Annotated in this window: 24 protein-coding genes; 14 read left to right on the top strand and 10 right to left on the bottom strand. The window is 61.2% G+C overall.

Going from position 1 to position 26,143, the window contains the following annotated elements:
- Nucleotides 1–158: 158 nt before the first annotated feature.
- The 3 genes from U0004_RS27850 to U0004_RS27840 all read left to right on the top strand — a co-directional run bounded on the left by U0004_RS27850 (nucleotide 159) and on the right by U0004_RS27840 (nucleotide 2,136).
- On the top strand, nucleotides 159–830 hold the full coding sequence (locus tag U0004_RS27850) for a glutathione S-transferase (protein ID WP_070254729.1): 672 nt from the start codon (nucleotides 159–161) through the stop codon (nucleotides 828–830).
- Nucleotides 831–901: 71 nt separating this feature from the next.
- Entirely contained in the window at nucleotides 902–1,675 is a 774-nt protein-coding gene (locus tag U0004_RS27845) for a 5'-3' exonuclease (protein WP_034778849.1), read from the top strand.
- 50 nt (nucleotides 1,676–1,725) lie between these two features.
- The gene (locus tag U0004_RS27840) at nucleotides 1,726–2,136 is read left to right on the top strand and encodes a response regulator (RefSeq protein ID WP_070254887.1); all 411 of its coding nucleotides are present in this window, start codon (nucleotides 1,726–1,728) and stop codon (nucleotides 2,134–2,136) included.
- On the opposite strand, the gene mnmA is transcribed toward U0004_RS27840, so the two are convergent.
- Nucleotides 2,133–3,254, bottom strand: a complete 1,122-nt coding sequence (gene mnmA, locus U0004_RS27835; protein ID WP_034778847.1) for a tRNA 2-thiouridine(34) synthase MnmA — start codon at nucleotides 3,252–3,254, stop codon at nucleotides 2,133–2,135. The two genes, U0004_RS27840 and mnmA, sit on opposite strands and share 4 nt — an antisense overlap.
- A 29-nt stretch (nucleotides 3,255–3,283) precedes the next feature.
- Nucleotides 3,284–3,763 carry an NUDIX hydrolase gene (locus tag U0004_RS27830; RefSeq protein WP_010401817.1) on the bottom strand — a complete coding sequence of 160 codons (480 nt, stop codon included), beginning with the start codon at nucleotides 3,761–3,763 and terminating at the stop codon, nucleotides 3,284–3,286.
- Between the two features lie 412 nt (nucleotides 3,764–4,175).
- Here U0004_RS27830 and U0004_RS27825 point away from each other — a divergent pair, with 412 nt between their 5' ends.
- From U0004_RS27825 to U0004_RS27815, 3 genes are read left to right on the top strand one after another with little or no spacing between them, the layout of a single operon-like run.
- A complete protein-coding gene (locus U0004_RS27825; protein ID WP_034778843.1) occupies nucleotides 4,176–5,288 on the top strand; it encodes a Re/Si-specific NAD(P)(+) transhydrogenase subunit alpha in 1,113 nt (370 codons plus the stop codon).
- A gap of 24 nt (nucleotides 5,289–5,312) precedes the next feature.
- Entirely contained in the window at nucleotides 5,313–5,627 is a 315-nt protein-coding gene (locus U0004_RS27820; RefSeq protein ID WP_034778841.1) for an NAD(P) transhydrogenase subunit alpha part 2, read from the top strand.
- An 8-nt stretch (nucleotides 5,628–5,635) separates the two neighbouring features.
- Nucleotides 5,636–7,090, top strand: a complete 1,455-nt coding sequence (locus tag U0004_RS27815; protein WP_070254728.1) for an NAD(P)(+) transhydrogenase (Re/Si-specific) subunit beta — start codon at nucleotides 5,636–5,638, stop codon at nucleotides 7,088–7,090.
- 45 nt (nucleotides 7,091–7,135) lie between these two features.
- Here U0004_RS27815 and U0004_RS27810 read toward each other — a convergent pair whose 3' ends face one another.
- From U0004_RS27810 to U0004_RS27780, 7 genes are all read right to left on the bottom strand, one after another.
- Entirely contained in the window at nucleotides 7,136–8,089 is a 954-nt protein-coding gene (locus tag U0004_RS27810) for a GGDEF domain-containing protein (protein WP_034778836.1), read from the bottom strand.
- 115 nt (nucleotides 8,090–8,204) lie between these two features.
- Nucleotides 8,205–9,347 carry an FAD-dependent monooxygenase gene (locus U0004_RS27805; protein ID WP_070254727.1) on the bottom strand — a complete coding sequence of 381 codons (1,143 nt, stop codon included), beginning with the start codon at nucleotides 9,345–9,347 and terminating at the stop codon, nucleotides 8,205–8,207.
- Nucleotides 9,348–9,356: 9 nt separating this feature from the next.
- On the bottom strand, nucleotides 9,357–10,679 hold the full coding sequence (locus U0004_RS27800) for an aminopeptidase P N-terminal domain-containing protein (protein WP_070254885.1): 1,323 nt from the start codon (nucleotides 10,677–10,679) through the stop codon (nucleotides 9,357–9,359).
- The gene (murU, locus tag U0004_RS27795) at nucleotides 10,679–11,398 is read right to left on the bottom strand and encodes an N-acetylmuramate alpha-1-phosphate uridylyltransferase MurU (RefSeq protein WP_070254726.1); all 720 of its coding nucleotides are present in this window, start codon (nucleotides 11,396–11,398) and stop codon (nucleotides 10,679–10,681) included. Before murU ends, U0004_RS27800 begins: the two co-directional genes overlap by 1 nt.
- A gap of 62 nt (nucleotides 11,399–11,460) precedes the next feature.
- Nucleotides 11,461–12,528, bottom strand: a complete 1,068-nt coding sequence (locus U0004_RS27790; protein ID WP_034778830.1) for an aminoglycoside phosphotransferase family protein — start codon at nucleotides 12,526–12,528, stop codon at nucleotides 11,461–11,463.
- A 124-nt stretch (nucleotides 12,529–12,652) separates the two neighbouring features.
- Nucleotides 12,653–14,356 (bottom strand): group II intron reverse transcriptase/maturase, encoded by a 1,704-nt coding sequence (gene ltrA / locus U0004_RS27785; protein WP_070254882.1) that lies wholly within the window; start codon nucleotides 14,354–14,356, stop codon nucleotides 12,653–12,655.
- Between the two features lie 1,099 nt (nucleotides 14,357–15,455).
- Nucleotides 15,456–15,788 (bottom strand): hypothetical protein, encoded by a 333-nt coding sequence (locus U0004_RS27780; protein ID WP_231958483.1) that lies wholly within the window; start codon nucleotides 15,786–15,788, stop codon nucleotides 15,456–15,458.
- Nucleotides 15,789–15,794: 6 nt separating this feature from the next.
- On the opposite strand from U0004_RS27780, the gene U0004_RS27775 reads away from it, so the two are divergent.
- From U0004_RS27775 to rsmA, 4 genes are all read left to right on the top strand, one after another.
- Nucleotides 15,795–17,756, top strand: a complete 1,962-nt coding sequence (locus U0004_RS27775; RefSeq protein WP_231958484.1) for an LPS-assembly protein LptD — start codon at nucleotides 15,795–15,797, stop codon at nucleotides 17,754–17,756.
- Between the two features lie 103 nt (nucleotides 17,757–17,859).
- Nucleotides 17,860–19,248, top strand: a complete 1,389-nt coding sequence (locus U0004_RS27770; RefSeq protein ID WP_231958485.1) for a peptidylprolyl isomerase — start codon at nucleotides 17,860–17,862, stop codon at nucleotides 19,246–19,248.
- A gap of 19 nt (nucleotides 19,249–19,267) precedes the next feature.
- On the top strand, nucleotides 19,268–20,317 hold the full coding sequence (pdxA, locus tag U0004_RS27765; protein ID WP_034778825.1) for a 4-hydroxythreonine-4-phosphate dehydrogenase PdxA: 1,050 nt from the start codon (nucleotides 19,268–19,270) through the stop codon (nucleotides 20,315–20,317).
- A gap of 52 nt (nucleotides 20,318–20,369) precedes the next feature.
- Nucleotides 20,370–21,149 (top strand): 16S rRNA (adenine(1518)-N(6)/adenine(1519)-N(6))-dimethyltransferase RsmA, encoded by a 780-nt coding sequence (gene rsmA / locus U0004_RS27760; RefSeq protein WP_034778823.1) that lies wholly within the window; start codon nucleotides 20,370–20,372, stop codon nucleotides 21,147–21,149.
- Between the two features lie 8 nt (nucleotides 21,150–21,157).
- Here rsmA and U0004_RS27755 read toward each other — a convergent pair whose 3' ends face one another.
- On the bottom strand, nucleotides 21,158–22,075 hold the full coding sequence (locus tag U0004_RS27755; protein ID WP_070254723.1) for a LysR family transcriptional regulator: 918 nt from the start codon (nucleotides 22,073–22,075) through the stop codon (nucleotides 21,158–21,160).
- A gap of 224 nt (nucleotides 22,076–22,299) precedes the next feature.
- On the opposite strand from U0004_RS27755, the gene U0004_RS27750 reads away from it, so the two are divergent.
- The 4 genes from U0004_RS27750 to U0004_RS27735 are packed head-to-tail and all read left to right on the top strand — an operon-like array spanning nucleotide 22,300 to nucleotide 26,132.
- Nucleotides 22,300–23,415, top strand: coding sequence for a porin (locus U0004_RS27750; RefSeq protein WP_231958486.1), 1,116 nt, complete (start codon nucleotides 22,300–22,302; stop codon nucleotides 23,413–23,415).
- A gap of 57 nt (nucleotides 23,416–23,472) precedes the next feature.
- A complete protein-coding gene (locus U0004_RS27745; RefSeq protein ID WP_034778817.1) occupies nucleotides 23,473–24,495 on the top strand; it encodes an ABC transporter substrate-binding protein in 1,023 nt (340 codons plus the stop codon).
- 21 nt (nucleotides 24,496–24,516) lie between these two features.
- On the top strand, nucleotides 24,517–25,356 hold the full coding sequence (locus U0004_RS27740) for an ABC transporter permease (RefSeq protein WP_070254722.1): 840 nt from the start codon (nucleotides 24,517–24,519) through the stop codon (nucleotides 25,354–25,356).
- On the top strand, nucleotides 25,353–26,132 hold the full coding sequence (locus tag U0004_RS27735; RefSeq protein ID WP_034778814.1) for an ABC transporter permease: 780 nt from the start codon (nucleotides 25,353–25,355) through the stop codon (nucleotides 26,130–26,132). The genes U0004_RS27740 and U0004_RS27735 overlap by 4 nt, the downstream gene beginning before the upstream one ends.
- The last annotated feature ends 11 nt before the right edge of the window (nucleotides 26,133–26,143 follow it).

Genomic DNA, 26,143 nt, shown 5'->3' with positions numbered 1-26,143 from the left:
TTTCCTTACTTATTGGAAACAAAACAAGATAAGGGAATATTGAAAAGTTATCAATTGAAAATACTGTTTTTCGCAATTTTTTCGCCGATCCGCTTGTGCCGACCCGATCCGGCCGTCCCGGCTATACTGGAACTCAACCATCGCCTAACGGGAAAACCATGATCGTCGTCCACCATCTGAACAACTCGCGCTCGCAGCGCGTGCTCTGGCTGCTCGAGGAACTGGGCCTCGACTATGAGGTCAAGCGCTACCAGCGCGACCCGAAGACCATGCTGGCGCCCGCCTCGCTGAAGGCCGTGCATCCGCTGGGCAAGTCGCCCGTGATCACGGACGGCGCCAACACCATCGCCGAATCGGGCGCCATCATCGACTACCTGGTCGAGCGCTATGGCAATGGCCGCTTGATCCCGGCGGCCGGCACGCCGGACAAGCTGCGCTGGACCTACTGGCTGCATTTCGCGGAAGGCTCGGCCATGCCGCCGCTGCTGATGAAGCTGGTGTTCGACAAGGTCGAATCGTCGCCGATGCCGTTTTTCGTCAAACCCATCGCGCGCGGCATCGCCGGCAAGGTCAAGAGCAGCTTCATCCTGCCCAATATCAACAGCCAGCTGGCCTACATGGAAGCGGAGCTGGAGAAAACCAAATGGTTTGCCGGCAATGAATTCACGGCAGCCGACATCCAGATGAGCTTTCCGCTGGAAGCGGCGGCCATGCGCGGCGGACTCGACGAGCGCCTGCCGAAGCTGACGGCCTTCCTGCAGCGCATCCATGCGCGGCCCGCCTACCAGCGCGCGCTGGAGCGTGGCGGACCCTACGATTTCGCCAAATAAGCGGCATTCAAGCCCGATGTGCGGCGAACCATACGGTAAAATGCCCGATTCAACCAGTATCCACTTACCGCATGGCCAGACTCCTCGCTATCGACGGCTTGAATATCGTACGCCGCGTCTACGAAGCCAGTCCTGAACCCGACTCCGACCTGAAGGCGGAGATCGCGCTGCGCCATGCGCTGTCGTCGTTCCGCACCCTCATCAACGACCACGAGCCGACGCACATCCTGCCCGCCTTCGACTTCGGCGGCCCGACCTGGCGTCACGCCCTGTATGCCGGCTACCGCGAAGGGCGCCAGCCCATGCCGCAGGTGCTGCGCGACGCCTTGCCCGGCTTTTACGCCACGCTGGCCAGCTTCGGCATGCACGTGGTCAGCATTCCCGAGGTCGAAGCCGACGACGTGATCGGCACGGCCGTCATGCGCTGGCTGCACGAGGGGCGCGGCGCGGCCGTCATCGCCACCACCGACAAGGATTTGCACGGCTTGATCGCCCACGGCGCGCTGGTATGGGATCACTTCAAGGGTGTCTGGCACGACCACGCCTGGGTCGAGAAAAAGTTCGGCGTGCCGCCGGAACTGCTGCCCGACCTACTGGCGCTGATGGGCGACGTCACCGACAGCATCCCCGGCGTGTCGAAGATCGGCCTGAAGACGGGCGCGAAACTGTTGCGCGCCTACGGCAATATCGACGCCGTGATGGCCGGCGCGGGCATTTTGCCCGGCGCGCTGGGCGAAAGCCTGCGAAAAGAGCGGGAAATACTGTATCTTTCAAGAAAGTTAGTGGCGCTGAAAACGGATGTCACGTTAGGCGTGACCTGGAACAAGCTCGTGTGGGAAAAATAGAGCGCTTTTGGCCAGAACACGGAATAAATCAAGCAAGGGAAGTAATCATGATGTTAAAGACAGTCCTGATCGATAGCAGCGCCGTGGCGCGCGGCCTGCTGAACACGGTCCTGACCGATGGCGGCTACGATGTCTGCGGGCAGACGCATACCAGCGCGCTGGGGCTGGCGCTGCTGGTCAAGCACCACCCGCATTTCGTGTGCATCGCGCGCGAGCAGGTGGAAGATGGGACCAACGTGGTGCAAACCATCCGCTCACAGTATCCGAAGACGCTCATTTTCATGGTCTCGGGCGGCATCGATGCCGCTTCGCTGCAGGCCGCCCACGCCATGGGCGTGTCGGGCTTCATCGTGAAACCCTTCATGGCCGACACGGTCCTGAAAACCGTGCGCAACACTGTGATTGCCATGGTGCGCAAGCAGCAGCAGGCGCTTGCCGCTGCCGCGCAAGGCAACTCCTAACTACCGGCCAAACCGGTGGCGCTGGCGATGATGCCGCCACCGAGGCACACGTCGCCGTCATACAGCACGGCCGACTGGCCGGGCGTGACGGCCCATTGCGCCTGGTCAAACGCCAGGCTGAAGTGTTCATTCCCATCCGGCAGCAGCTGGCAAGCCACGTCGGCCTGGCGGTAGCGCGTCTTGGCGCTCAAGGCGCCCGCTTGCGGCGCCACACCGGCAACCCAGCTGGCCTGGTCGGCCGTCAGGGATGGCGACAGCAGCCACGGGTGGTCATGGCCTTGCACCACCCACAGGGTGTTGTTGGCGATATCCTTGCGCGCCACATACCAGGCGTCGCTGCTGCCGTCCGCATTCTGGTACGACTTCACGCCGCCGATGCCGATGCCCTTGCGCTGGCCCAGGGTATAAAAACTCAGTCCCACGTGTTCGCCCACGGTCTTGCCATCGGCCGTCTTCATCGGGCCCGGCTTGTACGACAGGTAGCGGTTCAAAAATTCGCGGAATGGGCGTTCGCCAATAAAACAGATGCCCGTTGAATCCTTCTTCTGCGCGTTCGGCAGGGCCAGTTTCTCGGCGATCTGGCGCACTTGCGTCTTCGGGATTTCACCGAGCGGGAACAAGGTCTTCGACAACTGCGCCTGGTTCAGGCGGTGCAGGAAGTAGCTTTGGTCCTTGCTGGCGTCGACGGCTTTCAGCAGCTCGTAGCGGCCCGCATCGGTGGGCGCCTGGCGCACGCGCGCGTAGTGGCCGGTGGCGATCAGGTCGGCGCCCAGGGTCATGGCATGGTCGAGGAATGCCTTGAACTTGATTTCGGCGTTGCACAGCACGTCCGGGTTCGGCGTGCGGCCGGCCTGGTATTCGCGCAGGAAATCGGCGAACACGCGGTCCTTGTATTCGGAGGCGAAATTGACGGCTTCGATATCGACGCCGATGACGTCGGCCACGCTGGCCGCGTCGATCCAGTCCTGGCGCGTGGAGCAGTATTCCGAATCGTCGTCATCTTCCCAGTTTTTCATGAACAGGCCGATGACTTCATAGCCTTGTTCCTTCAGCATCCATGCCGCGACCGAGGAATCGACCCCGCCCGACATGCCGATAACGACTTTCTTCTTGCTCATCTTGCTTTCCAGTTACTTTAATAATATTGCTATGCGCTATTGAAAACGGACGCATGCGTGTGCAGCAGGGCCAGCGGCGCGCGCCGGCCGGCCAGGTATTCGTCCACGCACTGCAGCACCAGCGGGCTGCGGTGGCGTTCCTGGCACGCCGCCAGCTCGTCGCGCGTCATCCACAGGGTGCGGATGATGCCTTCGTCCAGCGGGCGGTCATGCTCGGCGCCGGCCGTGCCGCAGAAGGTGAAGCGCAAATAGGTCACGTCCTCGCCCGTGCGCAGTGACTGATAGCGCGACATATACATGCCGACCAGTGCCGTGGGGATGAAATCGTAGGCCGCTTCTTCCAGCGTTTCGCGGATCACCGCCTGCTCCAGCGACTCGAACGGATCGAGATGACCGGCCGGCTGGTTGAGCTTGATGCCTTCGCTGGTCTCTTCTTCAATCAGTAAAAACAGGCCGTCGCGCTCGACGATGGCGGCAACGGTGACAGAGGGTTTCCAGATTCTCGGCATGATTCCATCCTTGAAAGAGCCGACATTTTATCTTGTTCTGCGCGCGCGGTTTGAAGCCGGCCTTCTGTTGCGCGGACATATTGATAAATGACAACGTTTTAGCAAATAGCGGTGGGAGGTACTTACGTCTTTCCCGGGGAGCGCACTAGCATGGGGGCATTGGCGGCAAGATGGCAGGAAACGCCCGCTAATATAGGCTTTCCCTGTGGTCAAAACAAGCGCGCACACGTGCTCGACTGTGGTGAGATTGACACACCTTTCCCACAATATGGTCGCCGCGCCGCATGGTGAAACGAATCGTGGGATGCTGGTCAAATTAGTGTCGTACGACTAAAAGTTGCTGGTTCACAAACGTTTAACGCGCTGCTTTCCGTGTTAGATTCTAGTCAGTTTATCAATTAGCGGAGGCATCATGAGGATAGGCATACCGGCCGAAACACGGCCTGGTGAAACACGGGTGGCAGCAACGCCCGAGACAGTCAAGAAGCTGGCAGCCAAACATCAGATCGTCGTGCAGTCGGGAGCGGGCTTGCAAGCCTCGATTCCCGACGACGCGTATGCCGCCGCCGGCGCGCAGATCGGCACCGCCCAGGAAGCCTATGGCTGCGCCATCGTGCTCAAGGTACGCGCGCCCGATGCCGCGGAACGGGCCCTGATGGCCAGCGGCACGGTGCTGATCGGCATGTTGAACCCGTTTGACGCGGACAATATCGCCGCCATGGCCACGGCCGGCCTGTCCGCCTTCGCGCTGGAAGCCGTGCCGCGCATCACGCGCGCGCAGTCGATGGACGTGCTGTCGTCGCAGGCGAATATCGCCGGCTACAAGGCCGTGCTGGTGGCCGCGAATACCTATCAGCGCTTCATGCCGATGCTGATGACGGCAGCCGGCACCGTCAAGGCGGCCCGCGTGCTGATCATGGGCGTGGGCGTGGCAGGGCTGCAGGCGATCGCCACGGCCAAGCGCCTGGGCGCCGTCATCGAGGCGTCCGACGTGCGCCCGCCCGTCAAGGAACAAGTGGAGTCGCTGGGCGCCAAGTTCCTCGACGTGCCTTTCCTCACCGATGAAGAAAAAGAGATCGCCAAGGGTTCGGGCGGCTATGCGCGCGCCATGCCGGCCGACTGGATGCGGCGCCAGGCCGAACTGGTGCACGAACGGGCGAAACTGGCCGACATCATCATCACCACGGCGCTGATCCCCGGCCGCGCCGCGCCCGTGCTCATTTCCGAAGAAACGGTAAAGGCCATGAAACCGGGCTCCGTCATCGTCGACCTGGCCGTGGAGCAGGGCGGCAACTGCCCCCTGTCCGAACTGGGCAAGACCGTGCTGAAACACGGCGTCTACATCGTGGGCGAACCGAACCTGGCGACCCTGGTGGCGGCCGATGCCTCGGCCCTGTATGCGCGCAACGTGCTGGACTTCTTAAAGCTCATCATCGACAAGGACGACCAATTGCTGATCGACCGCGAGGATGAAATCATCAAGGCCAGCCTGGTGTGTGCAGGCAGTGAAATCTTACGTAAATAACGCGGCGCCGGAGAGAACAACATCATGGAAATCAGTCACACCATCATTAACCTGATCATCTTCGTGCTGGCCATTTATGTCGGCTACCACGTCGTCTGGACCGTCACGCCGGCATTGCATACGCCGCTGATGGCCGTCACCAATGCCATTTCCGCCATCATCATCGTCGGCGCCATGCTGGCGGCCGGCCTGACGCAAGGCCCGCTGGCGCAGGCGGCCGGCACCCTGGCCGTGGCGCTGGCCGCCGTCAACGTGTTTGGCGGCTTCCTCGTCACGCAGCGCATGCTCGAGATGTTCCGTAAAAAAGAACCGAAAGCCAAGCAAGGAGCAAAAGAATGAGTCATGCCATGAGCTTCGTCACCATGAACCTGGTGACGATGATGTACCTGATCGCCTCGGTGTGCTTCATCCAGGCCTTGAAAGGGCTGTCGTCGCCCTCGACGGCGCGCCGCGGCAATGCCTTCGGCATGAGCGGCATGGCCATTGCCGCCGTCACCACCGTGGCGCTGATCCTGAAACTGAAGGAACAGCAAGCGGGCGGCATGGGCCTGACCCTCGTCATCATCGGCATCGTCACGGGCGGCGCCATCGGCGCCTACCTGGCGAAAACCGTGGAAATGACGAAGATGCCGGAACTGGTGGCGGCCATGCATTCGCTGATCGGCCTGGCCGCCGTGTGCATCGCCGTGGCGGCCGTATCCGAGCCATGGGCCTTCAATATCGCCGAGCATGGACAGGCGCTGCCCATCGGTAACCGCTTCGAGCTGTTCATCGGCACCTTTGTCGGCGCCATCACGTTCTCCGGTTCGGTGATCGCCTTCGGCAAGCTGTCGGGCAAATACAAGTTCCGCCTGTTCCAGGGCGCGCCCGTGAGCTTCAAGGGCCAGCACATGCTCAACCTGGCGCTGGCGCTGGTGATGATCGCGCTGGGCCTGGTGTTCTGCTTTGCCGATGGGGTCGAGCCGGCCTGGACGCCGTTCATCGTCATGGCCGTCATCGCCTTTGCGCTGGGCGTGCTGATCATCATTCCCATCGGCGGCGCCGACATGCCGGTGGTGGTGTCGATGCTCAACAGCTACTCGGGCTGGGCCGCGGCCGGCATCGGGTTTTCGCTGAATAACTCGATGCTGATCATCGCCGGTTCGCTCGTGGGATCCTCGGGCGCGATCCTGTCGTACATCATGTGCAAGGCCATGAACCGCTCGTTCTTCAACGTCATCCTGGGCGGCTTCGGCGGCGCTGCGCCGGCCGCAGGCGCGGCGGGCGCGCAGGAGCAGCGGCCCGTGAAATCGGGTTCGGCCGACGACGCCGCCTTCATCATGGGCAATGCGGAAACCGTCATCATCGTGCCCGGCTACGGGCTGGCCGTGGCGCGCGCGCAGCATTCGCTCAAGGAACTGGTGGAAAGACTCACCGAGAAGGGGGTCACCGTCAAGTATGCGATCCACCCGGTGGCGGGGCGCATGCCGGGCCACATGAACGTGCTGCTGGCCGAAGCGGAAGTGCCGTACGACCAGGTCTTCGAGATGGAAGACATCAATGGCGAATTCGGCCAGACGGACGTGGTGCTGGTGCTGGGCGCGAATGACGTGGTCAACCCGGCGGCGAAAGATCCGAAATCGCCGATCGCCGGCATGCCGATCCTGGAAGCGTATAAAGCCAAGAGCATCATCGTCAACAAGCGCTCGATGGCGTCCGGCTATGCGGGCCTGGACAACGACCTGTTCTACCAGCCGAACACGATGATGGTGTTTGGCGACGCGAAAAAGGTGATCGAGGATATGTTGAAAGCCATCGAATAAACGCCGCTTGCAGCGACCGTACGGCCCGCCTTGCGCGGGCCGTTTTTATTGGCTGGCCGCTGCCGCGACGACCTGGTTGCGTCCCTGGTGCTTGGCGACATACAGGGCCTTGTCGGCATCCGATATGGCCGCGTCCAGGCTGGCGCCCTGCACCAGCGGCGCCACGCCGATGCTGATGGTGACGTGCAGCGCGCCGCCGTCGGGCAGCACGGTGACCGCCGCCGCCACGGCGGCGCGGATGCGCTCGGCCACCTGGTGTGCCTGCTGCAGGCTGGCGTCGGGGAAGAGCAGGCCGAACTCCTCGCCACCGAGGCGCGCCGCCACGTCGGTGATGCGTCCCGTGTCGCGCAGCGCCTGCGCCACCGTGCGCAGCACTGCGTCGCCCACGGCATGGCCATAGCGGTCGTTGATCTTCTTGAAGTGGTCGAGGTCGGCCACGCCCACGCTCAGGGCGGCGCCGCTGCGCGCCGCGCGCGCCATCGCCTGCTCGGCCTGCGCTTCATAGGCGCGCCGGTTGGGCAGCGACGTCAGCGCATCGTGCAGCGCCTGCTGTTCCAGCTGCGCCAGCAGGCTGGCGTTTTTCGCCGCCAGTTCGCGCCGTTCGCGCACGTCGAGCAAAAAGGCGCCGAAATAGCGCATGCCGTCGACCACGCCCAGGTCCAGCGCCTTCATTTCGATGGGGATCATTTGCGTGTCGCGGTGGCGGATGGCGAATTCGCGTATCTTGCCCAGCACGCTGGAAGTGCGCGAGCTGCGGATGTAGTTGATCACGTGGTTGTCGTGCTGCGCGCCGACGGCGTCGGGCAGCAGGCCGTTCAGGGTCTGGCCCAGCAATTCACCGCTGGCATAGCCCGACAGTGCCTGCATGGCGCCATTGATATAGCGGATGCGGCACTGCTCGTCGATGATGATGACGGCGTCGAGGGCGTCTTCCAGCAGGCGGGAAAAGAGGACTTCGGGAAGAGCGGCAGGCGGTGCTGCGGGGAGTGCATCTGTCATGGAACGGTCGCCAAAAGCCAGGTGACAGCCATTGTCGCATCCGCGGGCCGTTTACTCCATGCCGGATCGCCCGCCTGTTTCTTTTTCGCCCGTGCCCTTTCCTTATTGCTAAGACTTAGCGGCGGCCGTACATCATCAGCTCGGCCAGGCTCTTGCGCGCCGGGCTGAAGGCGTCCAGCAGGCCCAGCGACAGGCCCAGCAAGCCTTGCGTGGGCGCGCTGCCCGTGAAGATACGCGCCATGGTGTCGGTGACGCGCACGGTCAGCCCCCGGTCGGCCTGGCGCAGGCTGGCGTAGCGTTCCAGTCCGGCCGGGCTGCTGTCCTGCCCCAGCACGCGGGCCAGCACGGCGGCGTCGCGCAAGCCCAGGTTCAGGCCTTGTCCGGCCACCGGGTGCAGGGTTTGCGCCGCATTGCCGATGGCGACCGTGCGCGGCGTGCCGCCTCCCTGCGCGTTCAGGCCCAGCGGATAGGCCAGGCGCGACGTTGTGTGGGTAAAGCGTCCCAGGCGGCTGCCGAAGGCGGCGCCCAGGCGGGCCAGGAAGGTAGCGTCGTCCAGGGCCAGCAATTGTTCGGCGCGCGTGGGCGGCACGCACCATACCAGCGCGTAGCCGTCGTCCTGCGGCAACAGGGCCAGCGGGCCTTCGTCTGTGAAGCGCTCATACGCGCGGTGCGCGATGGGGGCATTTGTGCGCACATGGGCGATGATGGCGCTTTGGCCATAATCGCGGCTGACGGCGCGTTCCTGCTGCTGGCCGAACAGGCCGCCTTCGGCTTGCACCAGCAGGCCGGCGCGCAAGCTCGACGCCGCGCCGTCCTGTTCCAGCTGCACACTGACGCTGTCGGCGTCTTCCACGCTGCCCGTGACCAGCGCCGGGCGCAGGCTGGCCACGCCCAGGCGCTCGCATACGTCGGCCAGCGCGCTGACGACGGCGCCGTAACGGGCCACATAGCCGAGCGCCTCGACGCCATGCTCGCTGCGGTCCATCAGGCTGCGCCCGAACTGGCCGCGGCGCGAGACGTGAATCTGGTGGATCGGTGTCGCCTCCACGGGCCAGGCGCCCGCTTCCTCGAGAATCTGGCGGCTGCCGTGCGACAGGGCGATGGTGCGCGGGTCGCGCCTGGCTTGCTCGATGGATTTGGCGTCGAGCAGGGCGATGCCGGCGGCGCGGCTGCCGCGCTGCACCAGCAGGGCGGCCAGCGCCATGCCGACGGGGCCGGCGCCGCAGATGGCGAGATCGAAAGTGGACGGTGTATGCATGCGGCGGAGTTAATCCTGTGACATCAGTTGTTCGATTTCAGCGACGCTCTTGGGCGCCGTGCTGAAGACTTCATGGCCTTGCGGCGTGACCAGCACATCGTCTTCGATGCGGATGCCGGTGTGCCAGAACTGTTCCGGCACGCCCGCGCCGGGGCGCACATAGATGCCCGGTTCCACCGTCAGCACCATGCCCGCTTCCAGCGGACGCCACGGCTTGCCCGGAGCACCCGTGTCGCGGTAGGCACCCACGTCGTGCACGTCCATGCCCAGCCAGTGGCTGGTGCCGTGCATGTAGAAGGGCATATACGCCTTGTCGGCGATGACGTCCTGCGCGCTGCCGTTTTTCTGCCGGTCCAGCAAACCCAGGTCCAGCATGCCCTGCGCCAGCACCTGCACGGCCGCCTCGTGGATGGCGCTGTGCGGCAAGCCGGGGCGCACCATGTCCAGCGACGCCTGTTGCGCCGCCAGCACCAGTTCATACAGCGCCCGCTGCGGGCCGCTGAAACGGCCGTTGACGGGCCAGGTGCGCGTGATGTCGGAGGCATAGCCATCGAGTTCGCAGCCGGCGTCGATCAGTACCAACTGGCCGTCCTGCAGCACGGCGTTGTTGGCGCTGTAATGCAGGATGCAGGCGTTGCCGCCGCCCGCCACGATGGAGGAATACGCGGGGAACTGCGCGCCGCTGCGGCGGAATTCGTACAGCAGCTCCGCTTCCAGCGCGTATTCGTTCATGCCGGGCCGCGTGGCGCGCATGGCGCGCACGTGGGCGGCGCTGGAAATGGCGGCCGCGCGGCGCATCAGGCCTTGTTCTTCCGGGTCTTTCAGCAAGCGCATGGCGTCGAGCATGCCATTGATGTCATGCGCGATGGCGGGCGCCGTGACGCCGCTGCGGGCCTTTTGCCGCACGTTGTGCCGCCAGACCTTGACTTGCGCATCGAGGCTGCCGCCCAGCGCGTAGTAAATGGCGGGGACGTCGGCCAGCAGGCGCGTCATTTCCACGTCGAGTTCCTCGATGGGGAAGGCGCTGTCAAAACCGAAGCTGGCGCGCGCCGCCTCGGGGCCGTGGCGGAAACCGTCCCAGATTTCGCGTTCGGTGTTTTTTGCGCGGCAAAACAGGATGGCGCGCGCCGGCGCCGTGGCGCTGGCGGCCACCAGGGCCACGGCGCTATCGGGTTCCGTAAAGCCGCTCAGGTAATAGAAATAGCTGTCGTGGCGATACGGATAGTCGCAATCGCTGTTGCGCGGCACTTCGGGCGCCGTGGCGAGGATGGCCACGCTGCCCGGCAGCATCTGCGCCAGCAACGCCGCGCGCCGTGCCGCGTAGTTGGCCATCATGCCGCCGGCGCCTTCGCTGCCACGCCATTGAGCACATCGAGCTGCGCCGGCGTGCCCACATTCGTCCACTCGCCCGGATAGACTTCGCCGCCCACGCGGCCCTGGTCCGCGTACCGGCGCAGCAAATCGCCCAGTTTGGCGTGGCTGCCGGGCGCGATGCCGTCGAACATCTCAGGGCGGTACACGCCGATATTGGCGAAGGTCCACTTGGTGTCGTCCGTATTGTTGATCGCGAACAAGGTCAAGCCGAAGTCGCCCTGTGGGTGGAAGTCGGGATTGGGCACCAGGTAAGTCCAGGCGATGTCGCGCTGGTCGGCCGGATACGGCGTGCCCAGCACATCCTTGTCGGCCAGCACGTCGAGTACTTGCTTGAAATCAAAGTAGGGGCAATAGATGTCGCCTGAAATGGCGAGAAATGGCTCCTCGCCCAGCAAGTCGCGCGCCTGGGCGATGCCGCCCGCCGTTTCCAGCGGCGTGGTCTCGGGCGAGTACGCGATGCGCGCGCCATACGCGCTGCCGTCGCCCAGGGTTTCCTCGATCAGGTGGCCCAGGTGAGAATGGTTGATGACGATGTCCGTGATGCCGGCGCGCACCAGGTTCAGCACATGCCAGACGATCAGCGGACGGCCGCGTACTTTCAGCAGCGGTTTGGGACAGGTATCGGTAAGCGGACGCATCCGTTCACCGCGGCCTGCGGCAAAGATCATGGCTTTCATGGGGATTCGTTTTCAGTATCGGTAAGTCGGCTGCGCGGGTATGCCGCGCAGCGGGAAAGTGCCTAAAACGTATAGCCGACCTGCGGCGTCTTGTTTTCGAGGGCGTCCAACAAACGCACCAGCGGCTTGAGTTCCGTATAGCGGTTGGCCGTCTTGCGCACGTAGTCGAGCACGGTTGGCAGGTCGCCCATGTACAGATCCTTGCCGTCGCGGTAATTCAGGCGCGCGAACAGGCCGAGGATTTTCAGGTGGCGCTGCAGGGCCGTGAATTCGAAATCGCGGTAGAAGGCGTCGATATCGGGATTGACTGGCAAGCCCAGCTGCTTGGCGCGCTGCCAGTAGCGGATCACCCAGTCGAGCACCAGTTCTTCATCCCACTGGATATACGCGTCGCGCAGCAGCGAGGCGATGTCGTAGGTGACAGGGCCGAAGACGGCATCCTGGAAGTCGAGGATGCCGGGATTGGGGATGGAACCATCGTTGATGTGCATCAAATTGCGCGAATGGTAGTCGCGGTGCATGAACACTTGCTGCTGCGACAAGATATTCGCCGTAATCGCTTCGAAAACCTTGTCCAGCTGGGTCTGTTGCACATCCGTCAAGGTGGCGCCCAGGTGTTTGCCGATAAACCATTCCGGGAACAGATTCATTTCGCGCAGGATGAAGGCGCGGTCGAATTCCGGCAAGACATCGGGCTGGCTGGCCAGCTGGATTTTCATCAGCGACTCGAGCGCTTCGGCGTACAGCACGCTGGCGTTATCGTGGTTCAGGGCGTCGAGATAGGTGGTCGTGCCCAGGTCGGAGAGCAGCAGGAAGCCATTCTCCAGGTCTTGCGCGATGATCTCGGGAACGGACACGCCGGCGCCTTTCAGCAAGCCAGCCACCTTGACAAAGGCCGGCACGTTTTCACGCTCGGGCGGCGCATCCATGGCAATCAGTGTGCTTCCTGGCAATGTTGCATTGCCTGGCAGCACATCGAGACGGTAGTAGCGGCGGAAGCTGGCATCGCTGGAAGCGGGACGGGCGGATTCGGGCGCGACGAGGTTAAGCGAGGTCAACCAGGCTTTCAACAGGGTCAGGCGAGCGTCGGCGGAGGCCGGCGCGGTGGAGGAATTGGGGGAGAATGACATTAAGCGGCCTGTGGAATCGGGTTGATGGTGCGGAGGGTAGGAGAACCCCATTGCTGGAAGCTCTCCCCCCTAAGAACCGTGCGTGCGACTTTCACCGCACACGGCTCAAGCATAATAAAAGTCCCTATGCAGGGACCGGCTTCGCAACGTGTAAATCGTTTGCGTGCACATTTATATGGCAATTTGGGTGCAATAATACGCGATTTCCAAGGGCGTCGGAACCAGCTGCCACACGGTGTTCTATGTGGTGATCATGCCATCCGGTTTCCATGTTCATCTCGTATCCACACAAAGCGCACAAGCCACGTTGGTCGAGGTAGAGCTTGGCCCACTCGCGCCGGTAAGACATGTTTTTCAACATGCGTTCCTGCCGAAGGGTTTCGCCGTACAGTTCCCATTGCGGATCGTAGGGGTGATAGCCGCCCTTGATCTTCGTGTGACGCAGAATCGCTGTACCTGGTAACGAGTACAGTTCCTTCATGGCCTTATTGCCATTCTTTGTGACAACGTCCGCTGCAAACATCCGATTTCCACTCTCGGTTGGGCGCCAGTATCGGTCGCGTATCCAACTGTCGGTTTTCTTCGGATGCCTGCGCATGGCCCAGCGACGAAGCCGCCAGTACAGCAGCGACTCCATCGTCGAAAACGCCTCTTTGGCGACTACAGGGCTGTGATATTGCGCCCAGCCCCGCAGCATGGGGTTCAGCAATCGAATGAGATTCTCCTGCTTCGCCCCGATGTTTTCGCTGATCGTCTTCCTCAGCTTTTCATAGAACGCTTTCATGTTCTTCTTACTTGGCTTGATGAGCAGTGTCCCGGAATATTTTCGGAAGTTCCACCCCAGGAAGTCGAAGCCCTCATCGATGTGCACGATCTTGGTTTTGGCACTGGACAGTCGCAATCCTCTGACTGCAAGAAATGCTTCGATCCAAGGTTTGATTTCCGTCTCCAGCAATTCCTTCGATCCACTGGTAACGACAAAATCGTCCGCATATCGCACGACACCGACTTTGAGCTTGCCTGCCTTTGACTTGCCGAATTTCTCACCGAGGTGCGCAATCAGTTCAGTCTCCAGCCCGTTCAACGTCCAATTCGCAAGGGCAGGGCTGATGATGCCGCCCTGTGGCGTTCCAGCTGTGGTTGCCATTAATTGCTTCCGGTCAACTACCCCGGATTTCAGCCATTTAGACAGGATCAACTTATCCATGAAGACATTGTCGACCAGCCATTGATGGTTGATATTGTCGAAAAAACCTTCGATATCCGCATCTAACACCCAGGTTGCCGATACTTTCCGGCAGGTCTGGAGAAAAATTTGCGACATCGCATCGGCCGTTGAGCGATTTTTGCGAAACCCGTATGAGTTGGGATCACTCAGCGTTTCCAAGACCGGATCCAAGGCCAACAGGTGAAGTGCCTGCATCGCCCGGTCCCGCATGGTAGGGATGCCCAGTGGGCGCATCTTTCCATTTGACTTGGGAATAAAGACCCTCCGTAATGGCAGGGGCCGATAGCCTTGTTTCTTCAACTGCGCAATGGCAGCGAACTTCTGCGTTGCTGAGTCCCACAACTGCTGGTCCACGCCTGCGGTTCGTTTGCCTTGATTCTCTGTCACTCGTTTGACTGCCAGCGCTTTCGCGCTGAACGAGTGGGTTAGCCACCTTTGCAGCGCTTTCGCCCTGCGCCAGTCGCCTTCCTGCGTAGCCTTCGTTAATCGATGCTGCATGGCTCTCACGTTGCGTTGTACGAGCCGCCAGTTGATGGCGACCCATTCAGTTGGCACGTGCGAGGACGCAGAACCTGCAAGACTGCTGGCGGTTACTTTCATGCTGAACCTCGTGTAGTTGTTCCGACGAGACACAGCGCATCCCCGAAGGGTGAGCTGCATCCCTTCGGGGTGGTTGAAAATGATGCCTGCCTGGAGCCAGTACAGTCGTATAACGACTATTACACCAGATGGAAGTGGGCACCCTTTCAGGCCGGGACAAATCTTGAATCCCTATCCGGACCATTACAGCCCGGCATTCGCTTTCTCCATCCTCCTCTACCCGCTCCCCCAAGGGCGTGCCTTGCGGTTTGCTTGCCGCTATCTCGGTTCTTTGATCGAGCGGCAGGGAATCGGGCTTACCACGTTCCCAACGATATCGACGCGACAACTACATCGCGACTGGCTGTTTAGGGCCCATCTTTCCCCCGGTGGCTGAATGACGACGTATCCCCAGAATCCACGGAGATAACCAGCCACGTACCGTTTGGTTTAGGCCTGCCAGCAGCTTTGGCCTACTAATATTTACGAGGGTTCAAACGATGGTTCACATAACATTGCCCTTGCAGCACTCACCTAGCCCCTAGACCGCATCGCTGCTCGCAGTCTCCAGCCAGGCGTTCGCACGCCGGGCTGCCGGAAAAGAATGGGGGTACGTTGTCCCTGAGGCTTTGCACCCCGCCGTTACCGGCGACGCACACTCAAGTAGGTGACAGATGGTCGTACATCTGGTCATGGCAGCAGTTGCAACACTGAAGCATGACAAGATATCGAAGAGTTTCACTCGGGTATGACTCAGCTGAGAGAAAACCGAGTCTTGCAGAGAACTGTTGAAATATAGAAAATTGTAAGCAAATGTAAAATATCCACAAGCTTTGCAAATAAACTACAGTTTCAATGTTTTATGTAAACAAAACAGGCAAAGGAATAGCGACTCGCCGGTGATTCGGCGGGCGTATAAGACTGACAAGGCACCTTCTCGTAGCGTGTCTTGTCTTGCTAAGAATGGGTACTCCGGGGAGCCCCTCACTGTTTTATCACTGGTAAACCAGGGATTTGCCTGCGCAGTTCCTGCGCTGCTAGCCGTTACTGCTACGTTGCGACCGGGGCCAGCTACCCGAGCTTTAAGGCGTGTCGCACAGATTCCCATATAATAAGGGATTCAAATCAAAAAATCGCCTGTCATGGTGCTTGCCCCTTCCAATTCATGAGCTGGTTTTCGGCCTCCCCCCCTTCGCAGCGCTGGGCTTTCGCCATCAGCGCGCTCGTCGCCGCCACGACGGTGCCTGTTCACGCCCAGAAAGCGCCGCGCCCGGTTCATGTGGAAGATCCCGACGCGCCCACCGTCATGACGGCGAACAGCATGAACGGACGCCCCGAAAGGGAGATCAATCTCGATAAAAATGTCGTGATTGAACGCGGAAAAACCACAAAAATGACGGCAGATACAGCTTGTTACAAACAAGTTGAAGATCAGTTCGACGCCGAGGGCCATATCAAGATGTGGCGTTTCGGCGATTACTACACGGGCGACGTCTTGAAGCTGAACATGGAGACCGGCAAGGGTTTCCTGCTCAACCCGACGTACCGCTTCGAAGTGGGAGGCGGCCAGGGCAAGGCCGAGCGCGTCGACTTCATCAATCCCGACGAAGCCACTGTTATCGACGGTACTTACAGTACCTGCGAAGGGCCGAATCCGGACTGGTACCTGAAATCGAGCACCTTGAACCTCGATACGGGCCGCGACGTGGGCACCGGCAGCAAGACCATCATCTATTTCAAGGACGTGCCGATCCTGGGCACGCCTGGCATTTCGTTTTCGCTGTCGGGTGCGCGCCGCTCGGGCTGGCTGGCGCCCACGCCGGGCTTTGCCTCGAAGAACGGTTTCGAGCTGCTGATGCCGTATTACGTGAACATCGCGCCGAACCGCGACCTGACCCTGTTCCCGCGCTACATACAGCGGCGCGGCATCCAGCTCGGTGCGGCAGGCCGCTACATGGGCGAGACGGATGCAGGCCTGTACCAGGGCGAAACGTCGTTTGAGTTCTTGCCTAACGACAAGCAGACCAAGACCAACCGCTACATGATCAAGTCCAAGCATGAGCAGGCGCTGGCCAAGGGCTGGAGTTACAGCTGGGATCTGCGCGAGGCATCCGACAATAATTACCCGAATGATTTTTCGAAAACCGTCGCCACCGCCACCGAGCGCCAGTTGCTGCGCGAATTGCGCACCGATTACCGCACCGAGGACTGGAGCCTGACGGCGCGCGTGCAGAATTACCAGGTGCTGCAGGATCCCGATGCGGTCAACAATCCCGGCCTGACCGTTACGCGCCCGTATGACCGCTTGCCGGCGGTGAACTTCCACGCTGGCAAATACGACGTCTGGGGCGGCTTCGACTGGACCTTCGACGCGGAAGCGACGCGCTTCGCCCACCCGACCCTGGTGCAGGGGTCGCGTCTCGTGGCCGTGCCGCAGGTGAGTTTCCCCATCGTGCGCCCTGGCTACTTCGTCACGCCCAAGCTGATGCTCAATGCCAGCGCGTATCAGCTCGATAACGACGCCAGGACCAAGGCGAAGTTTGCGGATACGTCGTTTACGCGCGCCGTGCCAACCTTCTCGGTCGACAGCGGCCTGGTGTTTGAACGCGACACGAATCTGTTTGGCGCCAAGGGCGGCACGCAAACCCTGGAACCGCGCCTGTTCTACGTCTACACGCCGTACCGCGACCAGTCGAAGTTTCCGACGTTCGATACGGCCGCTGGCACGTTCAACCTGACGCAGATCTTCACGGAAAACCGTTTTGTCGGCAGCGACCGCATCGGCGATGCCAACCAGGTCACGGCCGCCCTGGTATCGCGTTTCCTGCAGTCCGATGGAACGGAACGCATGCGCCTGACTTTCGGCCAGCGTTTCTATTTTGCCGACCAGCGCGTGCAACTCGATTCGAGCACACCCGTCAACCAGTCGCGTTCGGATATCCTGCTGGCAGCAACGGGCCGCGTGTCCGAGACTTGGACCGCCGACAGCCTGGTGCAGTACAATCCCAGCGACCGCCAGCTGGTCAGCTACAACTACGCCTTGCAATATCAGCCCGGTGCCAAGAAGGTATTGAATTTTGGCAATCGTTTCCAGCGTGGAGATGCTGGTTGGCGCAATGTTGAAGTGTCGACCCAATGGCCGTTGACGGACCGCCTGTATGGCGTGGGCCGCATCAGTTACTCCGTGAAGGATCGCAGCATGCTGGAAAGCCTGGTCGGCCTGGAATACAAGGGCGACTGCTGGGTGTTCCGCATGGGTGCGCAGCGTTTCGTGACGACGAACAAGACTGTCTCGACGCCGATCTTCTTCCAGCTGGAATTGACGGGCTTGTCGAATGGCCTGGGTCTGGGCGCGAATGGCCTGGAAACTTTTACAAAAACCATCCCCGGTTACCAGACACTGAGCCAGCCACTCCGTTAAGATAGGCACCGTTGCCGCCGCCGGTGTTCCCGGCGCCGGCACAAACCGGTTTTTTTATTCACCTGAACTCATGAGCGCTCTACACATTATGCGTAATGCCAGTATGCACCAACTCAAAATTGCAACGGTCTTGTTGTGCGCCATTTCCGGCGCCACGACCAGTAGTGTCTGGGCGCAACAGGCTGCGCCAGCGCCTGTCGCCAAGCCCGCTGCCGCGGCGCCGGTCAAGGGGTTCACGCCACCGGCCTCGAGCAGTGGCCAGACCATCGATTCCATCGCCGTCGTCGTCAATGACGAGGTGATTACGCGCAATGAAGTGGCGGCCCGTATCAAGAGCGTGGAGCAGCGCATGAAGGCGCAGAACGTGCCCTTGCCCGATCCTGCCGACCTGCGTCGTCAATTGCTCGAGCGCATGATTGTTGAACGCGCACAAATGCAGCTGGCCAAGGAAATGGGCGTGCGCGTGGATGACCTGACCCTGGACCGCGCGATTGGCCGTATTGCTGAACAGCAAAAAATGACGGTGCAAGAGCTGCGCAACCAGATGGAAAAAGAAGGCACGCCGTTTGCGACCTTCCGCGAAGAAATCCGCGATGAAATCATCATGCAGCGCCTGCGCGAGCATGAAGTCGACGCCAAGATCCAGATTTCCGATTCCGAAGTGGATAACTTCCTGGAAGCGGAAAAAGCGGCCGCCAGCGAACAGGTGGAACTGAACCTGGCGCAGATTCTCGTGCGCATTCCGGAAAATTCCAGCCCCGAACAGATCGCCGCACGCCGCGCGCGCGCCGAAGAAGTCAGCCGCCAGCTGCGCACGGGCGCCGATTTCGCCAAGATGGCCGCCACCTATTCCGACGCCAGCGATGCGCTGAGCGGTGGCGATATCGGCTGGCGCCATAGCGACCGCGTGCCGCCCCTGTTCACGGAACAGTTGCTGAAATTGAAGCCGGGCCAGATCACGCCTATCATCAAGAGCAATACGGGCTTCCACATCCTCAAGCTGGTGGACCGCCGCAGTGCTGCCGAGGCGCAAGCCGTCGCCGCCGTGCAGCAGACGCATGCCCGCCATATCTTGCTGAAAATAACGCCGACCTTGTCGGCGGCCGAAGCCAAGCGCAAATTGTCGGAATTGAAAGAGCGTCTCGATAACAAGGCCGCCAAGTTCGAAGACCTGGCCCGCTTGTTCTCGAACGACGGTTCGGCCGCCAAGGGCGGCGACCTGGGCTGGCTGTATCCAGGCGATACCGTACCGGAATTCGAAACGGCGATGAATGCGCTGAAACCGGGCGAAGTGAGCGAGCCGATCGAATCGAGCTTTGGCTTCCACCTGATCGAAGTGCTGGAACGCAAGAGTGATGACGTCTCGAAAGAGAAGCAGCGCGCCGCTGCGCGCAATGCCTTGCGCGAACGCAAGCTGGAAGAAGCGACGGAAAACTGGGCGCGCGAAGTGCGCGACCGTGCCTACGTCGAATTCCGCGCGGACGATCAGTAATGCGGCTGATTCATTGCGCATGAGTAACTTGCCCCTTGCACGCCGGCCTGCCATCGCCATTACCTGTGGCGAACCGGCTGGTGTCGGCCCGGAAATCTCCATACGCGCGGCCTGGGCCATGCGCAATGAAGTCAACTGCATCCTGCTGGGCGACGCCGCCTTCCTGGCGCTGACGGCCAGCCTGATCGATCCGGACATCCGCCTGGCGGCGCTGTCGCTGCAAGCCGTGCGCAACAGCGGCCTGCCCCAGTTCGGGTCTGGCCGCCTGGCCGTGATCGATATTCCCACTGTTAACAATGTCATTCCTGGCGTACTCGACAAGGAAAACGGGCGTTCCGTGCTCGCGACCCTGGACGCGGCCGTGGAAGGTGTCCAGGCCGGCTGGTTTGGCGCCATGGTCACGGCGCCCTTGCAAAAAAGCACGATCAACGATGCCGGCGTGGCCTTTTCCGGCCATACGGAATACCTGGCGGAAAAAACCGGCACGCCGCAAGTGGTGATGATGCTGGCCGGCGAACCCGGCCATGGCGAACCGACCCTGCGCGTGGCGCTGGCCACCACGCATCTGCCATTGAAGGACGTGTCCGCTGCCATCACCATGGACAGCCTGGCCGTCACCCTGGATATCATCCAGGCCGACCTGCAACAGAAATTCGGCATCGCCGCGCCGCGCATCCTGGTCACCGGCCTGAACCCGCACGCGGGCGAGGGCGGGTATCTGGGACGCGAGGAAATCGATGTCATCGCCCCGGCGATTGCCGCGGCGCAAGCGCGCGGCATCGATGCGCGCGGGCCGTATCCGGCCGACACCTTGTTCCAGCACAAATACCTGGCCGATGCTGATTGCGTGCTGGCCATGTACCACGACCAGGGCCTGCCCGTGCTGAAATACGCGACCTTCGGGCGCGGCATCAATATCACCCTGGGCTTGCCGTTGATCCGCACCTCGGTCGACCACGGCACGGCGCTGGACCTGGCCGCGCAAGGGCTGGGGCTGGCCGATTGCCACAGCATGGAGCAAGCCCTGCAAACGGCGCTCGACATGCTGCGCGCCAGCAGCCGCGCCTGATCGCCCACCGGTTTTACCCCGCTACACCGCCCCTAGAATAGAAAAACAGAATATGAAACACGTTGCCCGCAAACGCTTTGGCCAGAACTTCCTGCATGACCGCTTCGTCCTCGACGACATCACGGCCGCCATCGGGCCGCAGCCGGACGATGCCATGGTCGAAATCGGCCCCGGCCTGGGCGCCATGACGGAGCAGCTGCTGCGCCATTTGAAGCAGATGCACGTGGTGGAACTGGACCGCGACCTGATCGTGCGCCTGGAAAAGACGTTCAATCCGGCCAAGCTGACGATCCACTCGGGCGACGCGCTGAAATTCGATTTCGCGCAAATCCCCGTACCGGCCGGCCAGAAGCTGCGCATCGTGGGTAACTTGCCGTACAACATTTCCAGCCCGCTGCTGTTCCACCTGGCGGACTTCGCACCGCTGGTACAGGACCAGCATTTCATGCTGCAAAAGGAAGTCGTCGAGCGCATGGTGGCCGAACCGGGCAGCAAGGCGTATGGCCGCCTGTCCGTGATGCTGCAATGGCGCTATGACATGTCGCTGCTGTTCATCGTGCCACCGACGGCCTTCGATCCGCCGCCAAAAGTGGAATCGGCCATCGTGCGCATGATTCCCGTGGCCGAGCGCCTGGCGTGCGACCAGGCCACCCTGGAAGCGGTGGTCATGAAGGCCTTCTCGCAGCGCCGCAAGGTGATCCGCAACTGCCTGGCCGGGATGTTTACGGAAGAGCAGATCAAGGCGGCCGGCATCGATCCGACCCTGCGCCCGGAAACCGTGGGGCTGGAGCAGTATGTTGCTTTGGCTAACTTGCTGAAGGCGCCTGCTTAAGTTTTAACTTAAAACCACTGGTCGACCTGCTGCAGATCCTTTCTCAGGGCGGAAAAGCAGTCATCGACATGGTGGTTGCGGCTGATCTCATTGCGCCGCATCAAGGCGATCTTGCGCTTGCAGGTGGGCTGGCGCAGCGGTGCCACGTGCAGGTCCTCGTCGTTGAGGAAGGTCGTGTACAGGCTGGGCATGATACCGACGGCGATGCCGGCGCGCACCACGCCATACAGCGACTCGCTGTGGATCATCTGGTACAGGCTCGACGGGCTCAAGCCATGCTGGCGCAGGGCGCTCGAGGCGAACTCCCAGATGCTGCCCTTGGTAAACACGACGATTTCCTGCCCCGCCAATTGCTCCCAGCGCACTTCCTTGAGCACCGCCAGCGCATGGCGTCCCGCCGTCACCAGCACCAGTTCGTCTTCGAACAGGCCCACGCTTTCCAACGACACGGAACCGGGCACCTCGATACCCACGCAAAAGTCCAGCTGGCCCGAATGCAGGGCGTGCAGCAAGCCGTCGTTGGGCATGTCCGACAGGACGATTTCCACTTCGTCGCCATGCTGCTCGCAGTAGCGCGCCACCACGACGGCCGTCATCGCCATGGCCGACGGGATCGCGCCGATGCGGATGCGGTGCCGGCCGCTGCCGATGGCGCGCTGGATATCGGCAAAAGTGTTGCTTGCCGTATTTAATAAATGCGTGGCGTAGTCGAGCGCCAGCTTGCCTTCGCGCGTCAGTTCCAGCTGGTGGGTTGTGCGGTTAAACAACTTTTTCCCAAGTTGATTTTCCAGCAGCTTGATCGAGGCGCTGAGGGCTGGCTGGGTCACGCACAATTCCTGTGCAGCCTTGCTGAAGCTGTTTACCCGGGCTAAGGTGGAAAACGCTTGTAAATGTCGTAAGGAAATCTTCTTGCTCAACTCATGCATGGGTTTGCTTATTAGAAAAAGTAATGGATTTATAAAAATAAACAAATTTTCTTATCCCGCAATTTACCATATTCTGGACTGGTCTTTACTTGTCTTGAAGGCAACAATCTTCAGAGAAGCGCTTGCCAGGCGGCGCCGGTACTCGCGCTAGCACGCCATGCAAGGGACGCATCAATAAAATAATTCCAAAAAACTCAGGGTTTATTCTTTTTAGGGTGGCGGCGATGAACAAATGGATGACGGGAACGATGGTAGTGGGTGGCTTGCTGGCGGCGCAGGGCGCGGCGCAGGCGCAAAGCAGCGTGCAAGTGTATGGCTTGCTGTCGGCCGGTATCGGCTATGTGTCGGATGAGGGCAAGGGCAGCCGCACGCATGCGTTGAGCGGCACGAATCAGAATCCCCGTATCGGTTTTCGCGGCCAGGAAGACCTGGGCAACGGCACCAAGGCCATCTTCGTGCTGGAAAACGGTTTTAACGTCATGACGGGCACGGCGTCGCAAAGCGGCCGCTTGTTTGGCCGCCAGTCGTATGTGGGTTTGTCCAGCAATGACAAGGGGACGCTCACCCTGGGCCGCCAGTACGAAGCCGTCAAGGACCTGCTGGGCCCGGTCGTCATTGCCAGCAATGGCGTGCATATCGGCGACAACGATAATGGCTACAACAACCTGCGCGTGCAAAATGCCGTCAAGTATGTCAGCCCGAACATCAGCAACCTGTCGTTCACGGGTTTGTACGGCTTCAGCGAAAACCCGGAAGATTCCAACCGCAACCGCGTCTACAGCATGGGTGCCGGCTACAAGGTCGATGCCTTCAGCTGGGCCGTCGCCTACACCAAGATGGATCGTCCGAACAGCCCCGATGCGCCGAATGGCGCCATCGGCAATGACTATGGCAGCTCCTTGTTGATCTTCAACAAGAGCGCCGTCAAGGGCGCGGGCGTGGACAGCCAGGCCATCGCCGGCACGGGAGGCTTTTATAATGTGGGCAAGACCAAGTTTGGCGCGCTGTACACCAACGTGCGCTACCACTACCTGGATCAAAGCAATCTGACCTTGCAAAACGTGGACTTGAACGTGAACCACAAGCTGACGGAAGCGCTGAACCTGGGCGCGTCGTATTTCTTTACCACCGGTAAATATGACGTGATCAACAAGACGCCGAAATGGCATCAGGTCAACTTCCAGGCCGATTACTTCCTGTCCAAGCGCACCGATGTCGCCATCACCTGGAGCTACCAGAAAGCGGCCGGCGACGCGACGTTCGCCCGCGTGTTCGGCTTCGGCGCCTCGGGCGGCAAGACGCAAAGCGTGCTGATCGTTGGCATGCGACATTATTTCTGAGTCTGATTCATCTTTACAGGCGCTGTCCCCCAGCGCCGTCCCCTGAAAGGAAGCATCTTGAAAAAGCACCTCATGTTGGCGTTGAGCCTAGGCTTGCTGGCTAACGCCGCCCACGCGGAAAAACGCGAGCTGGTCATTTCGGCCTATCCGATTGCCCAGCCCTTGTTCATGAAGTATGTGTACGAGCCGTTCAAGGCCAAATGCGGTTGCGATATCAAGGTGGAAACGGGGAATAACGCGGACCGTATCGCCAAGCTGGTAGTGCACAGCAAGAACCCGGTGATCGACCTGGTGCTGCTGTCCGATTCCGGCATGCTGGAAGCGGCGCAAAAGGGCGTCATCCAGCCCATGGATTACTCCAAGCTGAGCAATTACAAAGCCCTGTACGACGTGGCGAAGAACCCGATCGGCGGCAACTTCGCCGTCGGCTATACGCTGTACTCGGTCGGCCTGGTGTACCGCAGCGACAAGATCGCCCCGCTGACGTCCTGGAAGGACCTGTGGCGCCCTGAACTGAAGGGCCGCGTGGCCTTCCCCGACGTGAGCACCACGCAGGGTCCCCTGATGCTGCGCATGGCCGATGCGGCCTGGGGCGGCAAGACGGACGACTACGCCACCGGCTTTGCCAAGATCGTCGGCATGAAGGGCAACGTCGTCACGTTCTCGAAAAACAGCGCGCAGCTGGCGGCCCTGTTCGCCCAGGATGAAATCTGGGCCGCGCCCGTGGCGCGCTTTACCTGGTCGCAAATGCTCAAGACGGGCCTGCCCCTGAAATGGAGCATCCCGGCCGAAGGCCAGGCGGCCGGCATGAACGTGATGGGCATCGTCGCCGGTTCGAAGAATGCGGACCTGGCCTACCAGCTGATGGATTTCTGGCTGTCCAAGGAAGTGCAGACGCAGCTGGCCACCAATCTGGTCGACTCGCCCGTCAACAAGGACGTGCGCCTGTCGGTGGCGGCCGCGCAATTCAATACCTATGGCGCCGACCAGATCAATTCGCTGAAATTCGTCAAGCCGGAAACCATCCTCAAGCAGCGCACGAACTGGATGACGCAGTGGAACAAGGCCATGAGCAAATAGTGGTGACGAGGAGAAAACACCATGTTTGCTGATCCAAAAAAGCGCCTGGGACTGCTGCTGGTCCTGCCGGCGCTGATCTTTATCGTCGTCTGCTTCCTGCTGCCCGTGCTGGCCTTGCTGGTCGACGCCTTCCGCGTCGGCGACGGCATGCAGTGGGGCGTCGACCGCTTCATCGAATTCTTCTCGCAGGAATTCAACCGCACCATCTTCTGGCGCACCCTGCGCATTGCCGCGCTGGTGACGTTGGCGGCTATCATCCTCGGCTACCCGGCCGCGCAAGCCGTGGCACGCGTGTCGCCGAAGTGGCGCGGGCTGGTGGTGGGCATGATGATTCTGCCGCTGATGGTCTCGCCGATCGCGCGTACCTATGCCTGGATCGTATTGCTGGGCCGTAACGGCGCCGTCAACGCGGCACTCGTCAACATGGGCTTGACGGAAGAGCCGCTGCGTTTGCTGTTCAGCGAATTCGCCGTGTTTGTCGGCCTGCTGCAACTGCTGCTGCCATTGATGCTGATGTCCCTGGCGGGCGCGCTGGAAAACCTGCCGCGCGACGTGGAGCCGGCTGCCGCCACCCTGGGCGCCAATCCATGGCAAGTGTTTTGCAAGGTCACCCTGCCGCTGACGCAGGAAGGCCTGGTCGTCGGCGGCACCCTGGTGTTTACGGGCTGCGTGACGGCCTATGTGACGCCAGCACTGCTGGGCGGCACCAAGGTGCTGATGCTGGAAACCCTGCTGTACCAGAAGGTCAGCGTGGAGAGCGATTTTGGCGCGGCGAATGTCATCGCCGTCATCCTCGTCTGCATGACTTTGCTGGTGAATGCCGGCCTTAAACGTATTTCCTCGAGCCGGAGTTCCGTATGAAAGAAAGCCTGTTTTCACGTGCCGTTTTATGGCTGGTATTCCTGTTCCTGCTGGGGCCATTCGCCATCGTCGTGCTGGCCGGCTTTAGCGGCGGCGAGACGCTGGCGTTCCCGCCCGAGTCGTACTCGCTGCGCTGGATCATCGAAGTGTGGTCGGCGCCCGAGTTCCGCCGCGCCTTCCAGACCAGCCTGGAAATCGGCCTGATCGCCACCGTGATCGCGCTGCTGCTGGGCATACCCGTCGCGTATGCGTTTTCGCGCATGCCGCCGCCGGGCATCGGCGCCATCCGTCAGATACTGACGTCGCCGCTGATCATTCCCGCCATCCTCGTCGGGCTGGGCTTGCTGCACCACCTGGTGCTGACCATCAACGCGCCCGTGTATGTGGGCCTGCTGATCGGCCACATCGCGCTGCTGATTCCCTATTCGGTGCGCGTGGTGTATGCCAGCCTGGTGAATTTGCGCGTGGATATCGAGGATGCCGCCATTACGCTGGGTGCGTCGCGCCTGCGCGCCTTCTTCATGATCGTGCTGCCGAATATCCGCAACGCCGTGATCGCCGCCTTCTTCCTCGCCTTCGTCACTTCGTTCAATCAGGTGCCCGTCTCGCTGTTCCTGACGGGTCCTGGCATCAGCACCTTGCCCATCGAGATGCTGGGCCATATGGAAAACAGTTTCGATCCGTCGATCGCTGCCCTGTCGACCTTGCTGGTCTTGTTCACCATGGCCTTCGTGATGGTGACCGAGAAGGTGCTGGGCATTTCTAAATACATGTAAGAGGCAACACA

The sequence above is a fragment of the Janthinobacterium lividum genome (genome assembly GCF_034424625.1).
Taxonomy (GTDB): Bacteria; Pseudomonadota; Gammaproteobacteria; order Burkholderiales; family Burkholderiaceae_D; genus Janthinobacterium; species Janthinobacterium lividum.
This window is presented reverse-complemented; position numbering and strand designations above follow the sequence as displayed.